Genomic DNA, 19558 nt, shown 5'->3' with positions numbered 1-19558 from the left:
CCGACACGCCCTAAAGAGGAGGCCCGTCCGCCACCGCCCTTCTCCGGATACAAGAGCCTCAGTTCCTTCCGACGTGATCCCACCTGCGTAACCCCGAGTCCGCAATCGCGATCACACCGGTTGGGCTTGGCAAGAGGCTGGGCAAGTAAGACAGTGCTCACCATGGATGCAGCGTGGGTTGGTACCCTCGGCGCCCTTGGCGGGGCACTCCTTGGAGCATTAGGCACTTACTTCGCGCCGCTACGGGTGGAGCGAAATCGGATCGCGCATCTCGATGACCAAAATCGAAAGTCTGAGATGACATCCGCGCTCGGCCGTGCCGCTGATCTAAGGGTGACCAGCGCTCTTTGGCTAGAATGCTTAAGCAACACCATCCAGGACCTTGAGCATGGCCACAATGTAACCCTGGATATTTTCACCGCGCGAGTAGAGGAACATACATCAAAAGCGCGCACAGCTGTTTCTCAGACCCTCAGAGATGAAGTGCACATCTCCAGTATGGACTTGAGGCCATATCGAGCTTTCCTCGAGGAATCTGAATCATCAATCAACCCAGCACCAGACGCTACTATTAGCCAGCCGTCGCCTGGCCCAACGCCACCCGGAACTGCTGCTCCAATTTCATCACTGGATGAAGAAACCGCATCCTCATCAGCGGTAAGCACATTTCTACGGGAAGCGACCGAAGCGACACGGAGAATACGTAAGGCCATCCTCAGCGCGACAGAGCAGCACCTAGAGGTTCACACCGTAGTCGAGCTAGAAAGAATGGTGCGTCGCGCGAACCAGGCTCGGAGCGCCATGGTCGAGAGCTTGCTTCAGTCGATAACAGAGCGGTTCGGGATCTCATTGCGCAACATTTGACGGTGCGTCGGTACTCACCTTTCTACTCGCCCACAGCACAGGACGATGCACTGCGCCTAACTCTCCTAAGGTGCCCGGCCACGCGGTCACCCTAGGAGAGCAAACGGCTCGCTAGATGCCATCTCCCTCTTGTTCCAAAGCGCTTTCGATCTTTGTATTAGCGGCTTCCTCGTGACCATCAATGCAGCCGTGATAGCGGCGGTGGATAACCTCAGGCGAGTTGCCGACCCGCCGGGCCACCTCAGCGATCGGCACCCCAGCGTTCAACCACCGCGTTATGCAGGCGTGCCGCAGGTCGTAGGGGCGCCCGGCCAACGGCGAGTCGATGCGCTCCGGAGGGAGCGCATACTCCCGCGCTTCCTCCCACACCCGCCAGTAGGTAGATGAGCCGACCACTCCCCCTCGCTCGTTGCCGAACACACGCCCTTCCATGGCGGTCCCGAACTCCTTCAGGTGCGCCCGGAGGATGGCGACCAAGACCGGCGGGATGGGAACCGGCCGGTCGGTGGACGCCTCTCGCGCCTTCAGGCCCCGCCGGTCGTGGCGCTCCCCGGAGTCGGTCCACTGCTTGCCGGAGACAGGACGTGTCTCTCGCAGCGTCAGTGTGCCCCAGCCCCTCCCTGGCAGATCGCAGTCCGACAGCCGTAGCCCGACCGCCTCAGCAGGGCGTAGTCCCGCGTAGTACAGGACCGCGCAGAAAGCCACCAGGCGCCGCCCCCGGCAGCGATCCCAAGAACCGACGTAGGAGACGGACGTCAGCAACTGCCGGGCCTGTACGGCGTTCACCAGGACGCGCGGGTCCACTACGTCATTGGAGCCCACGTGCTTCCGGCGGGTCCGCTGAAGTGGGTTCTCCGGGAGCTGTCCCGTGGCACAGCGTGTTCGAGTGCGGTGTTCAGAGCCCGGCGGCGCCGCTTGTACGTATCGCCCGCGGCTGGGGTTCCGTCCAGCTTGTAGCAGACGCGGTACAGCACATCCTCGAACACCTCGGCATCGGCAAGGTCGTGCAAGGGCCGGTCGGTCGTTGTGACCCACTCGTATGCGGCCTTGAGTGCGGCCGGCGGGTCCTCCCCCTCGTTCGCGGGCACAACCCCCCAGCGGAAGGCCAGCCGAAGGGACTCATCCTCGGGGGTGCCGTCCCCGCGCTTGACCATGGCGAGCGTCCTGGCCGCGAGACCATCAGCCATGCCCTCGCGGGTCTTGGCCGCAGCCGTATGCCACCGCCCGGCCGCTGTCTGCAGCCGTCCGTCCAATGCGCGGTCGGACGCCTCGCGCAAGACCGCCAGTTCGGCTCCTCGGCGTGCACCGGGCCCGGATCTGCAGTTCAGGCATCAGCGTCGGGAGAGGTGACATCCGATCCGCTCCGGCCTGCTCGCCGCAGGCTCGGATTGCGTTGGCTCAGGGCTCGTCCGGTGTCCAGGCCGCGACCAGGTCCAGGAGGCCGGGGAAGCGGGCGTTGAGGTCGTCGACGCGGACGTGGCTGCGGCGTTCCAGGCCGTACTGGCGCTGGCGGGTGATGCCCGCCTCGCGCAGGACCTTGAAGTGGTGGGTCAGGGAGGACTTGGGGCGGTCGAGACCGAACCAACCGCAGGAGTGGTCGAAGTGCTCCGACTCCAGGAGGAGTTTGTGCACGATGCGCAGGCGCAGTGGGTCGCTCAGGGCACCCAGCACCGTCTCCAGACGCAGGTCCTCCACAGCCGGTTCCGGGAGCGGCTCAGGCAGGCCGGCGGGTTCCGGCAGGACCTTGACCGTCGGTGCCTGTACAGGCACCGCACGCGCCGTCGAAGGCATAGACAGCTCCTCAGCTCCTCATGTCCCGAATCCTATGTACGACTTCAATCGTACTGCATGCTATGTTCGAGAAAACTCGTACTGTCCATGCAGGGAGGATCTGTCATGCCGGAGAGTCGAACGGCACCCGTGAAGGTGGTGGGAGAGCAGCGTTCCGGGACGGAGCATCGGGCCGCGGCAGGCTCCGCCCCCGGCGCTGTCCCCTCTTCCGCTCCCACCTGGTGGGTGTGGCTGGCCGCGTGGCCGGTGACGGCCGTCTTCGTGCTGTCCAACGCAGCGACTCCGCTGTATGTGCTGTGGCAGCGCGACATCGGGTTCTCCAAGGGCACCCTGACCGTCGTGTTCGCCTTCTACATCGTGGGCCTGCTCGGCTCCCTGCTGGTGTCCGGCGTCGTGTCCGACCGGCTGGGGCGCAAGCCCGTCCTGCTGCCCGCCCTCGGGCTCGCCCTCGCCGCCTGCCTCATCTTCGCCACCGCGTCCAGCGTGGCCGCGCTGATCGTGGCCCGGCTCTTCACCGGTATCGCCGTCGGTGCCGTCGTCTCCGCGGGCATGGCCGCCGTGACGGACGTCGCCGGGCACAACCGCAAGCGGCTCGCCGCCCTGCTCGCGTCGTGCGCCATGGTCTTCGGGGCCGGCCTCGGGCCGCTCCTCGCCGGCATTCTGTCCGAGGCCCTGCCGGCCCCCACGGTCACCGTCTTCCTCGTCGAGATGGTGCTGCTCGCCACCGCGGTCCTCGCCGTGCTGCGCATGCCCGTGCAGCGTCCCGCCGCTCCCGCCAAGGGGGCATGGCTGCGGGTGCCCGGTGTACCGCGGGGCCAGGGTCTGCAACTCACCTTCGGCATAGCGGTGTTCGCCCCCGGCATCACCGCGACGTCCTTCGTGCTCTCGCTCGGTCCGTCGCTGCTGTCCGGCCTGCTCGGCACCACCAGCCGAATCGTCGCCGGGGCCATGGCGTTCGTGATGTTCCTGGCCGCCACCGGTGTGCAGTTCGCGGTTCAGCGGCTGCGTCGACGCACCATCCTCACCGCCGGCGCGGTCAGCACCAGCCTGAGCATGATCACACTGATCGTCGCCGTGCACACCTCGTCGGTGCCGGTGCTCATCACCTCGGCGCTGCTGGCCGGTACCGGGCAGGGTATGGGGCAGCTCGGCGGGCTCTCCCTGCTCAACTCCACCGTTCCGCCGCAGCGGCTCGCCGAGGCCAACGCGGCGCTCAACGTGGGCGGCTACCTCCCGGCCGGCCTGCTGCCGGTCTCCGCCGGCTACCTCAGCGACGCCGTGGGACTGACCAACGGCGCGACCGTCTTCGGCACCGTCCTGATGAGCCTCGCCGTCGTCGGCGGCCTGGTGGTCGTCGCCGCCCGCCGCCGGGTCCCGGAGCCCGCCTGAACTGCGAGGGGAGGCAGCGAGCATCAGGCCGTGCGTTCAGGCCGTGCGTTTGCGGGACGTCGTCTTCTTTGCCGTGGTCTTCTTCGCGGCCGTCTTTTTTGCGGTGGTTGTCTTGGCCGCCGTCTTCTTCGTTCCCTGTGTGGACTTCGCCGTCGACTTCCTCGCTGGTGTCGATGCCGTCGTCTTCTTCGCGGTCGTCTTCTGGGCCGTGGACGTCGACTTCTTTCCGCCCGCCTGTTTCGGGGCCGTTCGAGCCGACTTGCGGGCCGGGAGGGCTCTGACCTCCGCCGGCTCCTCCTCGCCGCGCGACTCCTTGGCGGCCTTCACGCTCTTTTCCAGTGCTGCCATGAGGTCCAGGACCTTGCCGCCCTTCGCCGGCTCCGGGGCCTCCGGTGGTGCCTCCCCGGCCGCCTTTGCCGCCACGACCTCCTCAAGCGCCTCGCGGTACTCGTCGTGGAGTTCGTCGAGTTCGATCCCGCCCAGGGTGTCCATCAGGGCGTCCGCCAGGTCGAGTTCCTTGTCGTTGATGTTGACCTTTGCGTCGGGGGCCACACCCTCGGGGGCGCGGACCTCGTCCGGCCACAGGAGGCCGTGCATGGCTATGGCGTCCTCCACCACCCGCAGCATGCCCAGCCGTTCCCTGCCGCGCAGGGCGTACTTGGCGATCGCCACCTTGTTGCTGCGTTTCAGGGCCTCACGCAGGAGGATGTACGGCTTGGCGGCCGGTGCGCCGCCCGCGGCGAGGTAGTACGCCGCGTCCAACTGGAGGGGGTCGATGCTGTCCGCCGGAACGAAGGCCACGATCTCGATCGTCTTCGCCGTGGGGAGCGGCAGATGAGCCAGGTCCTCGTCCGTGATCGGGATGATCGTGCCGTCCGCGTCCTCGTAGCCCTTGCCGATCTCCGCCCCGCTGACCTCCTTGTCCTCCAGCTCGCAGACCTTGCGGTAGCGGATGCGGCCGCCGTCCTCCACATGGATCTGGCGGAAGGAGATCGAGTGGCTCTCGGTGGCGTTCACCAGCTTGATCGGGATGCTGACCAGGCCGAACGAGATGGCGCCGTTCCATATGGATCGCACGTGCAGCACCCTTTCGGTCTGTTTTGATCGATTTACAGAGTTACGGAAGTTTCATTGCGTTTTGCGTGAGATTCTCATCGTATGACGCCGATCACAGAGGTGGAGGGGAGACGGCTCGCGCTCAGCAACCTCGAGAAGGTGCTGTATCCCGCGACCGGGTTCACCAAGGGCGAGGTGCTGCATTACTACGCCACCACCGCCGAACACCTCCTCCCTCATCTGCGCGATCGGCCCGTCTCCTTTCTGCGGTATCCCGACGGGCCGGGCGGGCAGGTGTTCTTCGCCAAGAACGTGCCCCCGGGTACGCCCGACTGGGTCACCACCGCCGAGGTGCCGCGGATGGAGGGGTCGGCGCGGATGGTGCTCGTACAGGATCTGGCGAGTTTGATGTGGGCCGCGAATCTCGTCACCGAGTTCCATACGCCTCAGTGGGTCGTCCAGGACGCCGGTGTCGCCGACCGGATCGTCTTCGATCTCGATCCGGGGGCGCCCGCGACCGTCGTCGACTGCTGTGAGGTCGCCCTCTGGCTGCGGGAACGGCTCGCGGCCGACGGCATCGACGCCTACGCCAAGACCTCCGGGTCCAAGGGGCTGCACCTGCTCGCAGCGGTACGGCCCACCCCGTCCGAGCAGGTGAGCGAGTACGCCAAGCAGCTCGCCGTCGAGGCCGAGCGGGCCATGCCCCGGCTCGCTCTGCACCGGATGACCCGGAGCCTGAGGCCCGGGAAGGTCTTCGTCGACTGGAGCCAGAACGCCGCCCGGAAGACCACCGCCACGCCCTACACCCTGCGCGCCCGGCCCGAGCCCACCGTCTCCGCGCCGGTCACCTGGAGTGAGGTCGAGGAGTGCGGGTCAGCTGCGCAGCTCTCCTTCCGGGCACCCGACCTCGCGCCCCGCCTTCAGGACTACGGCGATCTGCTCGCCCCACTGCTTGACCCTGCCGGTGCGGCGCCCCTGCCCTGAGTCGCCGCCTGGTCGCACGGGTGCCGTCCCTGGGGGCTGCCGCCCCCAGACCCCCGCTTCGGCCTGAACGGCCTCGTCCTCAAACGCCGGGCGGGCTGAGATGGTGCTGCTGACCGGCAGGGATCACACCCGCGTCCACGTCCCCCGATCCCGCGCCATCGCGTGCAGTGCCTCCACGTCCGCCGGCTTGAGGACGCCGCCGAGGCGGGTGAGGCCCTCGATGTCCGTGTCCTTCAGGACGCGGACCTCGCGGAGCGGGGCCGGGATCGCGAGCTCCGCGGGCTCCGCGAGGGCCAGGACCGGGTGGACCTCGGCCGTCAGCGCGTACGACGCCCGGTCGGCGTCCGCGCGGACGCGGCGCAGCAGGGGGTGGGGCTCGTGGCGGCCCAGAGTGACCATGGGGTCGGCGACGGTCACCTTCTGCTTACGGGCGTACACCGTGTGGACGGCGAACAGGCCGCCCGGGCCGATCGCCAGGTGATGGATGCGGTCGCCGCCGGGCAGCGGGATCGAGTGCAGAGCGTGCCAGCCCGCACCGTCGAGGCGGTCCAGGGCCTCGCCGACCGCCTGTTCCGCCACCAGCGCCCTGCGGCGGGGGTCCGGGCGCAGCCGGCGCGGTGGTCCGGGTTCCCGGTCCAGGGCGACCAACAGGGCCTCGCCGGGGCGGTTGGGCGCCAGGTCGTCGTCCGGGTGGAGGGAGAGCCGGGCCAGCTCGGCCGGGGTCGGGACCGGCGGCGGGCCGACGGTCACCGGGCCGGTGAGGAAGGGCCCCAGAGCCTGCAGCACCCCCTCCCGCTCGTCCTCGCTGAGCAGGTTGACCCTGGCGGCCTCCCTGTCGTACCAGGCGACGTTCCGCCCGTCCGTGAGGCATACGTAGAGCCGCTCCTGGCCGTGCCGCCAGGACGGTACGACACGCAGTCCGGTCATGCACCATCACCCCTTGACCATGGGAACAGGCGGGGTGCTCCCCGGGCAAGAACCCGGCTACCTTTGAAGAGGGTTGGGCTCGACGGAAGCGGCGCTTTGGGGAGGCGTGATTGCGTACCCGCAGGAAGCAGCCCGACGTACCGGCTCCGGACAGTCCATGGAGCGAGATCGTGCCCGGACTGTGGATGGGCGGGCACGAGTTCAGGGGTCGCACCGGGCAACTGGAGTTCGCCGTCGTGCGGGGCGAGTTCGATCTCGTGCAGACCCTGCTGAGACTGCCGGGGCACGGGCCCGACCCCGGTGTGGAGCACCATGTGTGGGCGATACCGGACGGGCCGCTGGACGGCACCCAGCTCGCGGGCGTGATGCGCCTGGCGCAGGCTGCGGGCGAGGCACTGGACGAGGGCCGCAAGGTCCTCGTCCGCTGTTACCACGGGTACAACCGCTCGGGACTGGTCGTCGCGCACACCCTGGTCCGCCGGGGCCGCTCCACCGAGGAAGCGATACGGCTGATACGGTCCCGTCGCTCGCCCTGGGCGCTGCACAACGAACTGTTCGTGGACTATCTGCGGGCGGGGCTGCCCACCGCCCGGCTGCTGGAGGAGCTGGCCGAGTAGCGAGGTAATCGTTTCGCCGGACGAATAGGGTGTACCGGGTCACCGATCGTTCTCAGCCACAGGAGTACAGTGCTCCGCACTCGCGCCGTCTGCACAGCCCTGGCCACCGCCGCTCTCGCGCTGCTGGCTGCGGGCTGCGGTGACGCGGGCGGACTGCAGGGCGCCGGGTCGACGCCGACCGCGACCAGCCCGGCCAAGCTGTGGCCGAGTCTGAGCCCCGCGGCGAGCCCTGCCTGGAACTACGACAACGGTGAGTCCGAGGCCATGAAGGGGATCACCGCGCCTGGTGACGACATCCGCAAGGTGGATCCGGTGGCCGTCGTCAGGGCCGAGATGTCCCAGCACCCGGACGACTACTCCGGCTCCAAGGCGCCGTACCGCGAGACGGCCCGCCGTATGGCCTACTGCGGCAGGCAGCCGGCGAACCCGAAGTGTCCGCTGCTCAAGGCGTACTACCGCGACATCACGGGTGACGGGCGCCCCGACCTCACACTGGGCTTCCGGCTGCAGCCCGGCAACCAGACGGCCGTGCGCGTCTACACCGTGGAGGCGGGCCGGGTGGTCCAGGTCATGTCCAACAACGACGCGGTGAGCGGCGTCGAGCTGGCCGGGCGTTCCGTGATCATCCACGCGCCCTCCGATCTCGCCGACTACGAGTACCGCTTCCAGTGGACCTGGGACCCGAACCAGCGCGTGATGCTGCTGACCCAGGACGAGATGCTGCACATGGGCAAGCGCGAGCGCCTGACGAGGCCTTCCGCATCACCCTCCGCCTCCCCCTCCCCCTCGGCGACCCCATGAGGAGGCTCGCGCTCCCACAGTGGGCAGGCACGCTCGCCTTCAAGGCCGCCGTCTTCATCGCCGTGATGTGCTGTGCGCTCGCCGCGCTGCTCGGCGTGCTCGTGCACGTCTCGGTGACGAACCAGACCGTCGGCCAGGCCCGCGAGCTCGCGCTGTCGCGTCTGACGGACGCGACGAAGGCGTACGAGGCCGGGGACTCGCTGCTGCCGGGCGCGGGCGTCGATCCGCCGGGGCTGCCGACGGCGCTGCGGAGGCTGGCAGCGGACGGGGACCGCGGCACGATGGTCTCCGAGCACCGTGGGCATCCCACGATGTGGGCGGCGGGTCCCGCGGACCGGAACCGGGCACTGGCCGTCGAGGTCGACTACTCGCAGCAGTCCCGCACGATCGCCGGGCTCGACCGGGCGATCCTGTGGTCCTCGGGCCTGGCGATCACGGTGACGCTGTTGGTGGGCGCGTTCGCCGTGACCCGGGTGACGCGGCGGCTGCACGCCACGGCCCAGGTGGCCCGGCGGATCAGCGCGGGCGACCTGGACGCCCGCGTCGACGACCCCCGTACGAAGGATCCGACACACCCCCAGGACGAGGTGGCCGCCGTGGCCGCCGCGCTGGACTCCATGGCGGCCTCGCTGCAGGGCAAGCTGCTGAGCGAGCAGCGGTTCACGGCGGACGTGGCGCACGAGCTGCGCACTCCGCTGACCGGGCTGCACGCGGCGGCCGAGCTGCTGCCGCCGAGCCGGCCGACGGAGCTGGTGCGGGACCGGGTGGCCACACTGCGCACGCTCACCGAGGACCTGCTGGAGATCTCCCGGCTGGACACCGGGCGGGAGCTGCTGGAGCTCGACACGGAGGAACTGGGCGCGCTGGCGACGCGGGTGGTGCGGACGTCGGGAACGGACACGGAGGTCGTCGTCCTGCGGGACGCCCGGGTGGAGACGGACCGGCGGCGGCTGGAGCGGGTGCTGGGGAACCTGGTCGCCAATGCGCACAAGCACGGGCGGGCGCCTGTGTCTCTGACAGTGGACGGGGCCGTCGTGACCGTACGGGATCACGGGGACGGGTACCCGGACTATCTCCTCGAGCATGGGCCGCAGCGGTTCCGCACGGAGGGTGGTGCCAAGGGGCACGGGCTTGGGTTGACCATTGCGGTCGGGCAGGCGGAGGTGTTGGGGGCGCGGCTGGAGTTCGCGAATGCGGTGGATGGCGGGGCGGTTGCGACTTTGACGCTGGGTTCAGGGGACTGAGAGAGCTCGGGACTGCGGGTCGTTGGTCACGCGCGGGCACGTGGGGGCTTGTCGCGCCCACGCGGCGGAGCCGCACATCGATACAGCCCCGCGCCCCTTCAGGGGCGCTCCTGCCGACCCGCTCCTATGGACCAGCAGGACAGGCGGCCCCCGCCGCCTCCTCCTAATGTGGCGGACATGTGGCGAATAGTCAGCTTCGCCCCCGTTCATGGAGGTATCCCCCATGTCCCTGCGCTCCACCCTCATACGCCTGGCCACCGCCACCGCCGCCTGTGCTCTCGTCAGTTCCGTGGCCGTCTCCCCTGCGCTTGCGGACGACGAGTGGGGTGACGGTGGCGGGGACCCCGGCTTCGGCCAGGGGGACGACCACGACCATCACCACGACCGGCTCGCGCGGGGCGTCGTCACCGCGGGCACGCTGTTCCTGCGCAGTGCGCCGAACCGCGGCAGCCAGGTGATCCGGGTGGCCCACCGGGGCGATGTGGTCTCCATCTTCTGCAAGACCCCGGGTCAGAGCGTCGACGGCGACAACATCTGGTACCTGCTCCCGGACGGCACCTGGGCGTGGGGCGCGGCTCGCTTCATCGACGTCACCAGCCACGAACAACCGCGCTGGTGCTGAGGCCCTGAGATCACAAGACCGACTATTTGGGTAGGTTCCGGACATGACCAACGCCGGACCCACCGTGGCACAGGCGGACACCCCGGACACTCCCGTTCCCGTGACCCGCCTGCCCCGGCGCCGTGGCATCGAACTCGCCCTCATCGTCGTCGCCGTACTGCTCTGCGTGTACGGCTACTGCGCCGTGGGCCTCGCCAGGAACGGCACCGTCCCGCCCGGCGCCGCCCATTACGGCGCCGGGCTCGGCGTGCTCGCGCTGCTCGCCCACTGGGCGGTGCGGATGCGGGCGCCGTACGCCGACCCGCTGCTGCTGCCCATCGGCGTGCTGCTCAACGGCATCGGTCTGGTGCTCATCCACCGGCTCGACCTGGAGACCCCCCACGACCAGGCCGCCCCCACCCAACTCGTGTGGTCCACACTCGGCGTGACCCTGTTCATCGGGGTCGTCCTGATGCTCCGGGACTACCGGGTGCTCCAGCGGTACGCGTACGTCTTCGTCGTCGCCGCGCTCTTCCTGCTGGTGCTCCCGATCCTCTTCCCGGCCGTGAACGGCGCCCGTATCTGGGTGCGGATCGCCGGATTCTCCATCCAACCGGGCGAGTTCGCGAAGGTGCTGCTTGCGGTGTTCTTCGCCGCGTATCTGGCGGCCAACCGCAGCGCGCTCGCGTACACGGGCCGTCAGGTCTGGCGGTTCAGGAAGGTCCAGCTGCCCAAGGGCCGGGCGCTCGGTCCGATCCTCGCCATCTGGCTGGTGAGCGTGGGTGTGCTGGTGCTGGAGCGGGACCTCGGCACCTCGCTGCTGTTCTTCGGCCTGTTCGTGGTCATGCTGTACGTCGCCACCGGACGCACCGGTTGGATCGCCGTCGGCCTGCTGCTGGCCGCCGCGGGCGCGGTGGCCGTCGGCTGGCTGGAGCCGCATGTGAACAGCCGGGTCCAGGACTGGCTGCACCCCTTCGCGACGATCGAGGCCGGGCAGGGAGCCAACCAGGTGGCCCAGTCGCTGTTCGCCTTCGCGGCGGGCGGCGTCCTCGGCACGGGTCTCGGCCTCGGCCATGCGATCCTCATCGGCTTCGCGACGAAGTCCGACTTCATTCTCGCGACGGCCGGGGAGGAACTGGGCCTGGCGGGCCTGTCCGCGCTCTTCCTCCTCTACGGCCTCCTGGTGGAGCGCGGTTACCGGGCCGGCCTCGCCCTGCGCGACCCCTTCGGCCGGCTGCTGGCGGTGGGGCTGGCCTCGATCGTGGCGCTCCAGGTGTTCGTGATCGCGGGCGGGGTGACCGGGCTGATCCCGCTGACCGGCATGGCGATGCCGTTCCTCGCGCAGGGCGGCTCGTCGCTGGTCACCAACTGGGCGATCGTGGCGCTGCTGATCCGGGTGAGCCATTCGGCGCGGCGTCAGTACGACGGGCAGGTGGCGCCCTGATGGCGAAGCACATCCGGCACGCCGCCTTCTTCTGCGCCCTCCTCCTCGTGGCGCTCCTCGTCAACGCCGCCCGCATCCAGATCTTCAGCGCCAAGTCCTTCGACGACAATCCCGCCAACCGCCGTGCCACCATCGCCCGTTACGAGCGGCCGCGCGGCAACATCCTGGTCGGCGGGAAGAGCGTCACCGGCTCCCGGGACTCCGGCGAGCAGCTCCGCTACGAACGGACGTACACGGACGGCCCGCTGTACGCGCCCGTCACCGGCTTCGCCTCACAGGTGTACGGCACCACGCTGCTGGAGCACACCGGGGACTCCGTGCTGTCCGGCACCGACCCGATGCTCTCGCCGTTCCCCCTGGTGGGCGACCTCACGCGGGCGCTGGGCCGGGGCGGCAACGTCGTGACGACGCTCAACCCGGCGGCGCAGCGGGCGGCGTACCAGGGGCTCGGCGGGCGCCGGGGTGCGGTGGCGGCGATCGAGCCGGCGACGGGGCGGGTGCTGGCGCTGGTGTCGAGCCCGTCGTACGACCCCGCGGTGCTGTCGGGGAACGCCGCAGCCACCGAGCGGTCCTGGGTCCGGCTGAACGACGATCCGGACAAGCCGATGCTCAACCGGGCGGTGCGGCAGACGTATCCGCCGGGTTCGACGTTCAAGGTGGTCACCGCGGCGGCCGCGCTGGACGCCGGTGTCGTCCTGGACATCGACCGGCCGACCGATTCGCCGGACCCGTACCGGCTGCCGGGCACCACGACCATGCTGATGAACGAGGGAGACGGCTGCGAGGACGCCCCGCTGCGGGAGGCCTTCGCGTGGTCCTGCAACACGGTGTTCGCGAAGCTCGGGGTGGATGTGGGGGTGAAGCGCATGGGGGCCGCGGCGAAGGCCTTCGGCTTCAACGACACCCGGCTGCGGATCCCCTTCTCCGTGGCGCCGAGCACCTTCGACACCTCCGTGGACCGGGCGCAGCTCGCGCTGTCGTCGATCGGGCAGTACAACACGCGGGCCACGCCGCTGCAGATGGCGATGGTCGCGGCGGCCGTGGCGAACGGCGGGCAGGTGCGCTCGCCGTATCTGGTGGAGCGGACGACCACGGGCAACGGCGCCACGATGACCACGGCGGGCTCGCGCCCCGTGCGTCAGGCGATGCGCCCGGAGACCGCCGACGTCATGAAGCAGCTGATGGAGGACGTCGTGACGGACGGCACCGGCACGAACGCCGCGATCCCCGGCGCGATCGTCGGCGGCAAGACCGGCACCGCCCAGCACGGTCTCGGCAACTCCGGCATGCCGTACGCCTGGTTCGTGTCCTGGGCGCAGAGCGAGCGCGAGGTGCTGCCGAGGGTCGCGGTGGCGGTGGTGGTGGAGGACGCGTCGGCGGAGCGGGGCGACATCACGGGGGGTGGGGTGGCCGCGCCGATCGCCCGGGACGTGATGCGGGCGGTGCTGAACTCCCCACCGGGCACCGGCAGTTGAGCGCTGCTCCCGGAGCGGATCGGCCGGCGGGGGGACGGGCATCGCTCGCATGCTGAGACGGGGTCTGGGAGCGCCCGGCCCTCCCGACCTATCGTTCGGTCCATGACGACACCCGATGCCGCGTACCACCTCGCCCAGGTCAACATCGGACGCCTCAAAGCCCCGCTGGATTCGCCGCAGTTGAAGGACTTCGTCGACAACCTCGACCCCGTGAACGCCGACGCCGACGCGGCGGACGGTTTCGTCTGGCGGCTCGAGAGCGACTCGGGCAACGCGACGGACGTGCCAGTCTTCGGCGACGAGTGGCTGATCATCAACATGTCGGTGTGGCGCGACAGCAACGCCCTGACCGCGTACATGTACCAGGGCCGCCACCGCGAGATGCTGGCCCGCCGCAGGGAGTTCTTCGAGCGGGTGCAGGAGGCGATGGTGGTCCTGTGGTGGGTCCCGGCGGGGCACCGGCCGACGGTCGCGGAGGCCGAGCAGCGGCTGCTGCATCTGCGGGCGAACGGGCCCACGCCGTACGCCTTCACGCTGCGGACGTCGTTCCCGGCGCAAGGAGCCGAGCCGGTGCCGTTGGAGGTGCCGGACGATCTGGGGTGCTCGGTCTAACTCTCGTCTGCGCCTGCGCCCGCCTCGATCGCGTCCGTCACCTCGGCCACCCGTTCCTGCTCCTCCGCGGCGAACCGTTCCGCGTCCAGTTGCTCCGCGATCTCCTCGTCCTGGGCCATCAACAGGTCCAGGTTCGAGTCGCCCATCTCGAACACGCCCATGTCGACGTACGCCTGTTGCAGCCGTTTGCCCCACAGTCCGATGTCCTTGACGCAGGGGACGATGCGGGAGAACAGCAACTGCCGGAACAGCGCGAGGAATTCGGACTGCTCGCTGTACTCCTCTGCCTCGGCCTTCGGGATGCCGAAGTTCTCCAGGACCTCGACCCCGCGCAGCCGGTCACGCATGAGATAGCAGCCCTCGATGACGAACTCCTCGCGCTCGCGCAGTTCGGCGTCGGTGAGCTGCTTGTAGTAGTCGCGCAGCGCCATCCGGCCGAAGGCCACATGCCGGGCCTCGTCCTGCATGACGTAGGCGAGGATCTGCTTGGGCAGCGGCTTGTCGGTGGTGTCCCTGATCATGCCGAAGGCGGCCAGGGCCAGGCCCTCGATGAGGACCTGCATGCCGAGGTAGGGCATGTCCCAGCGGCTGTCGCGGAGGGTGTCGCCGAGCAGCGACTGGAGGTTGTCGTTGATCGGGTAGAGCATCCCGATCTTCTCGTGCAGGAAGCGGCCGTAGATCTCCGCGTGCCGCGCCTCGTCCATGGTCTGGGTCGCCGAGTAGAACTTCGCGTCCAGGTCGGGGACGGACTCGACGATCCTCGCCGCGCAGATCATCGCGCCCTGCTCGCCGTGCAGGAACTGGCTGAACTGCCAGGAGGCGTAGTGCTTGCGCAGTTCACCCTTGTCGTCGTCGGTCATCTTGGCCCAGTGCTTGGTGCCGTACAGGGACAACGACTCGTCGGGGGTGCCGAGGGGGTCGCACGGATCGACCTCCAGATCCCAGTCGATGCGCTTCTGGCCGTCCCACTGCTTGTCCTTGCCCTTCTGGTACAGGGCGAGCAGGCGGTCGCGACCGTCGTCGTACTCCCAGCTGAAGCGGGCCGCGCCGGTCGCCGGCACCTGCCAGAGGGGGTCTCCCGCGTCCGTGACGTACTGGTCGTAAGTCGGCATGCCTCGCAGGCTCACACGTGGTAGACGCCGGGTCAACAAGTCGCGCACAAGGGATTGACGAGCTTGCTGACAAGCAGTCTCATAAGCGGTGGAGGATGTGACCCCGGGTAACAGAGGTGGACGAACCATGACGACCCTGACGGAAGCCGACGCGCTGGAGGGCCTGCGCGACGCGCTCGGGCTGCTCAAGGACCGCGAACAGGTGGCCGAACGGCTCCTCGCCTCCTCCGCCAAGCACTCCTTCGACCCCGACAAGGAACTGGACTGGGACGCGCCCTTCGAGGAGGGCAAGTGGTTCTGGCCGCCGGAGCTGGTGTCGCTGTACGACACTCCCCTGTGGAAGCGGATGGGCGAGGAGCAGCGGATCCTGCTCTCGCAGCACGAGTCGGCGGCGCTGGCCTCGCTCGGGATCTGGTTCGAGCTGATCCTCATGCAGCTGCTGGTACGGCACATCTACGACAAGGCGGCCACGAGCGCGCATGTGCGGTACGCGCTCACCGAGATCGAGGACGAGTGCCGGCACTCGAAGATGTTCGCGCGGCTGATCTCCCGCGGGGACGCACCGTGGTATCCGGTGGCCCGGGTGCACCAGAACCTGGGGCGGCTGTTCAAGACGATCTCGACCACGCCCGGGTCCTTCACGGCCACGCTCCTCGGCGAGGAGGTGCTCGACTGGATGCAGCGGCTGACGTTTCCGGACGAGCGGGTGCAGCCGCTGATCCGGGGGGTCACGCGGATCCATGTCGTGGAAGAGGCCCGGCACGTGCGGTACGCACGGGAGGAGCTGCGGCGGCAGATGGTGACGGCGCCGCGGTGGTCGCAGGAGTTCACCAGGGTGACGTCCGGTGAGTTCGCGCGGGTGTTCTCCGTCGCCTTCGTCAACCCCGAGGTGTACACGAATGTCGGGCTGGACAGGCGGGAGGCCATGGCGCAGGTGAGGGCCAGTGGGCATCGGCGGGAGGTCATGCAGACCGGGGCGAAGAGGCTGACGGACTTCCTGGACGACATCGGTGTGCTGCGGGGTGTCGGCCGACGGCTTTGGAAGAGCTCGGGGCTGCTGGCCTGATGCGGTCTGCGGGTCGGTGGGGGTTTCTCGCGCAGTTCCCCGCGCCCCTGAAGGGGCGCGGGGCTGTGACATATGCGGCTCCGCCGCGTGGGCGCGACCAGCCACGACGCACCCGCAGCCGCCGACTACGCTGCACTCATGACCCCTGCCGCGCCGGCCTACCGCCGCCTCAGCGTCGAGGAACGCCGCAGCCAGCTGCTCGAAGCCGCGCTGAACCTCTTCGCGCACCGCGCCCCCGAGGACGTCTCCCTCGACGACGTGGCCGAGGCAGCCGGGGTCTCGCGCCCCCTCGTCTACCGGTACTTCCCCGGCGGGAAGCAGCAGCTGTACGAGGCTGCCCTGCGGTCCGCCGCGGACGAGCTGCGGCAGTGCTTCGACGAGGCGCGGGTCGGGCCGCTGCTCCCCCGACTGGCCCGCGCCCTCGACCGCTATCTGGCCTTCGTCGATCAGCACGACGCCGGGTTCAGTGCGCTGCTGCAGGGCGGCAGCGTGGTGGAGACGTCCCGGACGACCGCCATCGTGGACGGGGTGCGGCGGGCCGCCGCCGAGCACATCCTGAGCCATCTGGAGGTCACGGACCCCGGGCTGCTGCTGCGTATGACCGTGCGGATGTGGATCACCGCGGTGGAGGCGGCCTCCCTGATCTGGCTCGACGAGGACAAGCGGCCGCCGCTCGACGAACTGCGGGACTGGCTGGTCGAGCAGTTCGTGGCCGTCCTCTCGGTGACCGCGGTCCGGGACCCGCAGACCGCCGCGCTGGTGCAGGCGCTGGCCGAGGATGTCTGAGACTGGTGCCGTGAAGAGCGAACAGACACCGTTCGAGGGCGGGCCCATGGACGGCCGGGTGCTGCCCGTCCTCGTGGGCCCCACCGGGCACCCGCCCAAGACGTACCGCATCCCCGTACCGGACGCGGCAGGCGGCGCGCCCACCGTGCTCGTCTACCGGCGCGTCCCGCGCGGCCACAGCAAGCGGCTCGGGCTGCCTCAGGGCTGGAAGTACGAGTACGACCCCGAGGGAAAGGCGAGCGACCGGCTGAAGTGGCCGTGGTCCAAGCCGGACGCCGATCCAGACGCCACGCCGGGCCGCAAGCCGGACGACACCGACGGGTGACGAGGTTGCGCTGATCAGCGCACACCCGGCGCGTCTTTCGCGGCGGAGACGTCAACACCTGACTGTGCGGAGCAGAGGGGCTGCCCCGCACCGGAGGTGATGATGTGTCAGGAAAGCTGCTGCGCCTGGTCTGTACGGTGGCGATGGCCGCCGGCGCTCTCCTCGTACCGCCGCCCGCCGCGGCCGTGCCCTGGGCGGAGCCGGGCGGGCGTACCGTCGCCGCGCAGCTGACGGATCTTCAGCGGCTGTACCGGGAGGCCGAGAAGGCCACCGAGACCTACAACGCCACCGCGGAGAAACTGACGAAGCAGCGCGCGGAAGTCGCCCGCCTCGACCGCGAACTGGCCCGGGCCCGCAGCTCGCTGCACGACAGCCGGGTCGCCGCGGGACGCCTGGCGCGGCAGCAGTACCAGGGCAGCACCGAGATCTCCGCGTACGTACGCCTGCTGCTCGCCCGCAACCCCCAGCAGGCGCTCGACGAGGGCCATGTGATCGGCCAGTTGGCGCGGGAGCGGGTCGAGGCGGTCGGCCGGCTCACCGAGAACGAGAAGCGGGCCGGTGCGCTGGACCGCGCGGCGCGCAAGGCCCTCGACGGCCAGCTCTCCCTCGCCGAGCGGCAGAAGAAGGACCGCGACGACGTACAGGCGCGTCTCAAGGAGGTCGAGAAACTCCTCGCCTCCCTCACCCCCGGACAGCTGGCCGCCCTCGGCGAGTTGGAGAAGAAGGGCACCGACGAGGCGCAGCGGCAGCTCATGGCGTCCGGGGTGCTGCGTGGCCAACGCCGTCCCTCGAAGAAGGGCGGCCGGGCCCTCGGGTACGCGGTGCGGCAGCTCGGGAAGCCGTACCGGTGGGGGGCCGAGGGCCCGAAGGCGTACGACTGCTCGGGCCTGACCTCTCAGGCCTGGGCCAGGGCCGGCAGGCCGATCCCCCGCACCAGCCAGGAGCAGTGGGCGCGGCTGCCGCGGATCCCGCTGAAGAAGCTGCGCCCGGGCGACCTGGTGATCTACTTCCCCGATGCCACGCATGTGGCCATGTACCTGGGCGAGGGCATGATGATCCAGGCGCCGCGGACGGGCGAGACGGTCAGGGTCTCGCCGGTCGCGTCCTACCCGATCCTGGGAGCCGTGCGCCCGGACCAGCGCCCCAAGGGCGCCTAGCCGGTCACTTCCGCGAGGTAGGCGGCGGTCTTCTCCGGCTCGTAGAAGAAGTTCTCGAAGTCGGACGGGTCGTTGAAGGCGTTGGCGAAGCGGTCGGCGACCGGCTGGAGCTGGCCGGCGGCGCCGATCAGGTTGAGGATGTGCTCCGGCGGCGGGGCGAGCATCGCGTTGGTCCACTTGGTGACGTGCCGGGCAGTGTCCCAGTAGCGGTCGAACGTGGCCTGCATCCAGGTCTCGTCGAACTCCTTCTCGCCGTTCTCCAGGATCGACGCGAGATACGAAGCCGCGCACTTGGAGGCGGAGTTGGAGCCCTGGCCGGTGATCGGGTCGTTGGCGACGACGACGTCCGCGACGCCGAGGACCAGTCCGCCGCCGGGCAGCCGGCCGATGGGGTTGCGGACGGTGGGGGCGTAACGGCCGGCCAGCACACCGCCCGCGTCGGTCAGTTCGACCCCCTTGGCCCGCTCGAACTCCCAGGGCGTGAACTTCTCCATGAGTTCCAGGGTCAGGGAGAGGTGCTCCGCCGGGTCCTTGACGCCGTTGAAGACGTCGAGCGGGCCGCCGGGTATGCCCTCCCAGAAGAGGATGTCGGCGCGTCCGGAGGTGGTGAGCGTCGGCATGACGAACAGCTCGCCCACGCCCGGGACCAGGTTGCAGCGGACCGCGTCGTGGTCGGGGTGCTCGGGGCGGGGGCCCAGACCGTGGACGTAGGAGACGGCGAGGGCGCGCTGCGGCTCGGCGTACGGCGAACGGGAGGCGTCCCGGCCGAACATGGACACCAGCTCACCCTTGCCCGCCGAGACGAGGACCAGGTCGTACGTACGGGAGAAGTAGTCGAGGTCGGAGACCGCCGCGCCGTGGATGACCAGCTGGCCGCCGCGCTGGGCGAAGGTCTCCATCCAGCCGGCCATCTTCACCCGCTGGTCCACCGACTGCGCATACCCGTCGAGCCTGCCCACCCAGTCGATCGCGCGCTGTGTCGGCCCCGGGTCGTGCGAGCCGGGGGCCGCGACCGAGACGCCGAGTCCTTCGATCTTCGGGGCCTGGGACTCCCAGAAGTTCAGCTGGAGATCGCGCTCGTGCTGCAGTGCCGTGTGGAACATGCACTGCGTCGACATGACCCGGCCGGAGCGGATCTCGTCCGCCGTCCGGTTCGACATCAGGGTGACCTCGTACCCGTGCGACTGGAGTCCGAGGGCGATCTGGAGACCGGACTGGCCGGCTCCTACGACGAGTATCTTCCGCATACGGGGCTGTTCTCCTACTCGGGGACGGCTCGGGACTGCTCGGGGGCTGCCGGGGCTACC

General features: G+C 69.6%; 21 protein-coding genes. 14 read left to right on the top strand and 7 right to left on the bottom strand.

Annotated elements, in window-relative coordinates; all coding sequences use genetic code 11:
- Positions 1-162 precede the first annotated feature (162 nt).
- Positions 163-864: a hypothetical protein gene (locus tag ACWDAG_RS34590; protein WP_450699503.1), complete on the top strand. Its 702-nt coding sequence runs from the start codon at positions 163-165 to the stop codon at positions 862-864.
- 111 nt (positions 865-975) lie between these two features.
- Here ACWDAG_RS34590 and ACWDAG_RS34585 read toward each other — a convergent pair whose 3' ends face one another.
- The 3 genes from ACWDAG_RS34585 to ACWDAG_RS34575 all read right to left on the bottom strand — a co-directional run bounded on the left by ACWDAG_RS34585 (position 976) and on the right by ACWDAG_RS34575 (position 2655).
- Positions 976-1668: a tyrosine-type recombinase/integrase gene (locus ACWDAG_RS34585; protein ID WP_450699502.1), complete on the bottom strand. Its 693-nt coding sequence runs from the start codon at positions 1666-1668 to the stop codon at positions 976-978.
- Complete coding sequence (locus ACWDAG_RS34580; protein ID WP_450699501.1) at positions 1668-2141, bottom strand: hypothetical protein; 474 nt, start codon at positions 2139-2141, stop codon at positions 1668-1670. Before ACWDAG_RS34580 ends, ACWDAG_RS34585 begins: the two co-directional genes overlap by 1 nt.
- Positions 2142-2262: 121 nt before the next feature.
- On the bottom strand, positions 2263-2655 hold the full coding sequence (locus ACWDAG_RS34575; RefSeq protein ID WP_450699500.1) for an ArsR/SmtB family transcription factor: 393 nt from the start codon (positions 2653-2655) through the stop codon (positions 2263-2265).
- A 105-nt stretch (positions 2656-2760) separates the two neighbouring features.
- Between ACWDAG_RS34575 and ACWDAG_RS34570 the strand changes: the two genes are divergently transcribed.
- Positions 2761-4044 carry an MFS transporter gene (locus tag ACWDAG_RS34570; protein WP_450699499.1) on the top strand — a complete coding sequence of 428 codons (1284 nt, stop codon included), beginning with the start codon at positions 2761-2763 and terminating at the stop codon, positions 4042-4044.
- A 36-nt stretch (positions 4045-4080) separates the two neighbouring features.
- Here the strand turns inward: ACWDAG_RS34570 and ku are convergent, their stop codons facing one another.
- The gene (ku, locus tag ACWDAG_RS34565) at positions 4081-5121 is read right to left on the bottom strand and encodes a non-homologous end joining protein Ku (RefSeq protein ID WP_450699498.1); all 1041 of its coding nucleotides are present in this window, start codon (positions 5119-5121) and stop codon (positions 4081-4083) included.
- 81 nt (positions 5122-5202) lie between these two features.
- On the opposite strand from ku, the gene ligD reads away from it, so the two are divergent.
- Entirely contained in the window at positions 5203-6084 is an 882-nt protein-coding gene (gene ligD, locus ACWDAG_RS34560; protein ID WP_450699497.1) for a non-homologous end-joining DNA ligase, read from the top strand.
- Between the two features lie 123 nt (positions 6085-6207).
- Here the strand turns inward: ligD and ACWDAG_RS34555 are convergent, their stop codons facing one another.
- Entirely contained in the window at positions 6208-7011 is an 804-nt protein-coding gene (locus ACWDAG_RS34555) for a nuclease-related domain-containing protein (protein ID WP_450699496.1), read from the bottom strand.
- A gap of 110 nt (positions 7012-7121) precedes the next feature.
- On the opposite strand from ACWDAG_RS34555, the gene ACWDAG_RS34550 reads away from it, so the two are divergent.
- From ACWDAG_RS34550 to ACWDAG_RS34520, 7 genes are all read left to right on the top strand, one after another.
- Positions 7122-7628 (top strand): protein-tyrosine phosphatase family protein, encoded by a 507-nt coding sequence (locus ACWDAG_RS34550; RefSeq protein ID WP_450699495.1) that lies wholly within the window; start codon positions 7122-7124, stop codon positions 7626-7628.
- 69 nt (positions 7629-7697) lie between these two features.
- Entirely contained in the window at positions 7698-8429 is a 732-nt protein-coding gene (locus ACWDAG_RS34545) for a hypothetical protein (RefSeq protein ID WP_450699494.1), read from the top strand.
- Complete coding sequence (locus ACWDAG_RS34540; protein WP_450699493.1) at positions 8426-9673, top strand: ATP-binding protein; 1248 nt, start codon at positions 8426-8428, stop codon at positions 9671-9673. Before ACWDAG_RS34545 ends, ACWDAG_RS34540 begins: the two co-directional genes overlap by 4 nt.
- 223 nt (positions 9674-9896) lie before the next feature.
- Positions 9897-10295: an SH3 domain-containing protein gene (locus tag ACWDAG_RS34535; RefSeq protein ID WP_450699492.1), complete on the top strand. Its 399-nt coding sequence runs from the start codon at positions 9897-9899 to the stop codon at positions 10293-10295.
- A 43-nt stretch (positions 10296-10338) separates the two neighbouring features.
- A complete protein-coding gene (locus ACWDAG_RS34530) occupies positions 10339-11718 on the top strand; it encodes an FtsW/RodA/SpoVE family cell cycle protein (RefSeq protein WP_450699491.1) in 1380 nt (459 codons plus the stop codon).
- Positions 11718-13193 carry a penicillin-binding transpeptidase domain-containing protein gene (locus ACWDAG_RS34525; protein ID WP_450699490.1) on the top strand — a complete coding sequence of 492 codons (1476 nt, stop codon included), beginning with the start codon at positions 11718-11720 and terminating at the stop codon, positions 13191-13193. The genes ACWDAG_RS34530 and ACWDAG_RS34525 overlap by 1 nt, the downstream gene beginning before the upstream one ends.
- A 102-nt stretch (positions 13194-13295) precedes the next feature.
- Complete coding sequence (locus ACWDAG_RS34520; RefSeq protein ID WP_450699489.1) at positions 13296-13805, top strand: DUF3291 domain-containing protein; 510 nt, start codon at positions 13296-13298, stop codon at positions 13803-13805.
- Here the strand turns inward: ACWDAG_RS34520 and ACWDAG_RS34515 are convergent.
- Positions 13802-14917: a ferritin-like domain-containing protein gene (locus ACWDAG_RS34515; RefSeq protein WP_450699488.1), complete on the bottom strand. Its 1116-nt coding sequence runs from the start codon at positions 14915-14917 to the stop codon at positions 13802-13804. The genes ACWDAG_RS34520 and ACWDAG_RS34515 overlap by 4 nt on opposite strands.
- 127 nt (positions 14918-15044) lie before the next feature.
- On the opposite strand from ACWDAG_RS34515, the gene ACWDAG_RS34510 reads away from it, so the two are divergent.
- The 4 genes from ACWDAG_RS34510 to ACWDAG_RS34495 all read left to right on the top strand — a co-directional run bounded on the left by ACWDAG_RS34510 (position 15045) and on the right by ACWDAG_RS34495 (position 18251).
- Entirely contained in the window at positions 15045-15983 is a 939-nt protein-coding gene (locus tag ACWDAG_RS34510) for an AurF N-oxygenase family protein (protein ID WP_450699487.1), read from the top strand.
- A gap of 138 nt (positions 15984-16121) precedes the next feature.
- On the top strand, positions 16122-16769 hold the full coding sequence (locus ACWDAG_RS34505) for a TetR/AcrR family transcriptional regulator (RefSeq protein WP_450699486.1): 648 nt from the start codon (positions 16122-16124) through the stop codon (positions 16767-16769).
- A gap of 10 nt (positions 16770-16779) precedes the next feature.
- Complete coding sequence (locus ACWDAG_RS34500; RefSeq protein WP_450699485.1) at positions 16780-17094, top strand: hypothetical protein; 315 nt, start codon at positions 16780-16782, stop codon at positions 17092-17094.
- Positions 17095-17198: 104 nt separating this feature from the next.
- Positions 17199-18251, top strand: coding sequence for an NlpC/P60 family protein (locus tag ACWDAG_RS34495; RefSeq protein WP_450699484.1), 1053 nt, complete (start codon positions 17199-17201; stop codon positions 18249-18251).
- Here the strand turns inward: ACWDAG_RS34495 and ACWDAG_RS34490 are convergent.
- Entirely contained in the window at positions 18248-19498 is a 1251-nt protein-coding gene (locus ACWDAG_RS34490; RefSeq protein ID WP_450699483.1) for a styrene monooxygenase/indole monooxygenase family protein, read from the bottom strand. The two genes, ACWDAG_RS34495 and ACWDAG_RS34490, sit on opposite strands and share 4 nt — an antisense overlap.
- Positions 19499-19558: the final 60 nt, after the last annotated feature.

This window comes from Streptomyces sp. NPDC001157 (assembly GCF_053598255.1).
The sequence above is the reverse complement of the archived record's forward strand: the minus strand, read 5'-3'. Positions and strand labels throughout refer to the sequence as shown.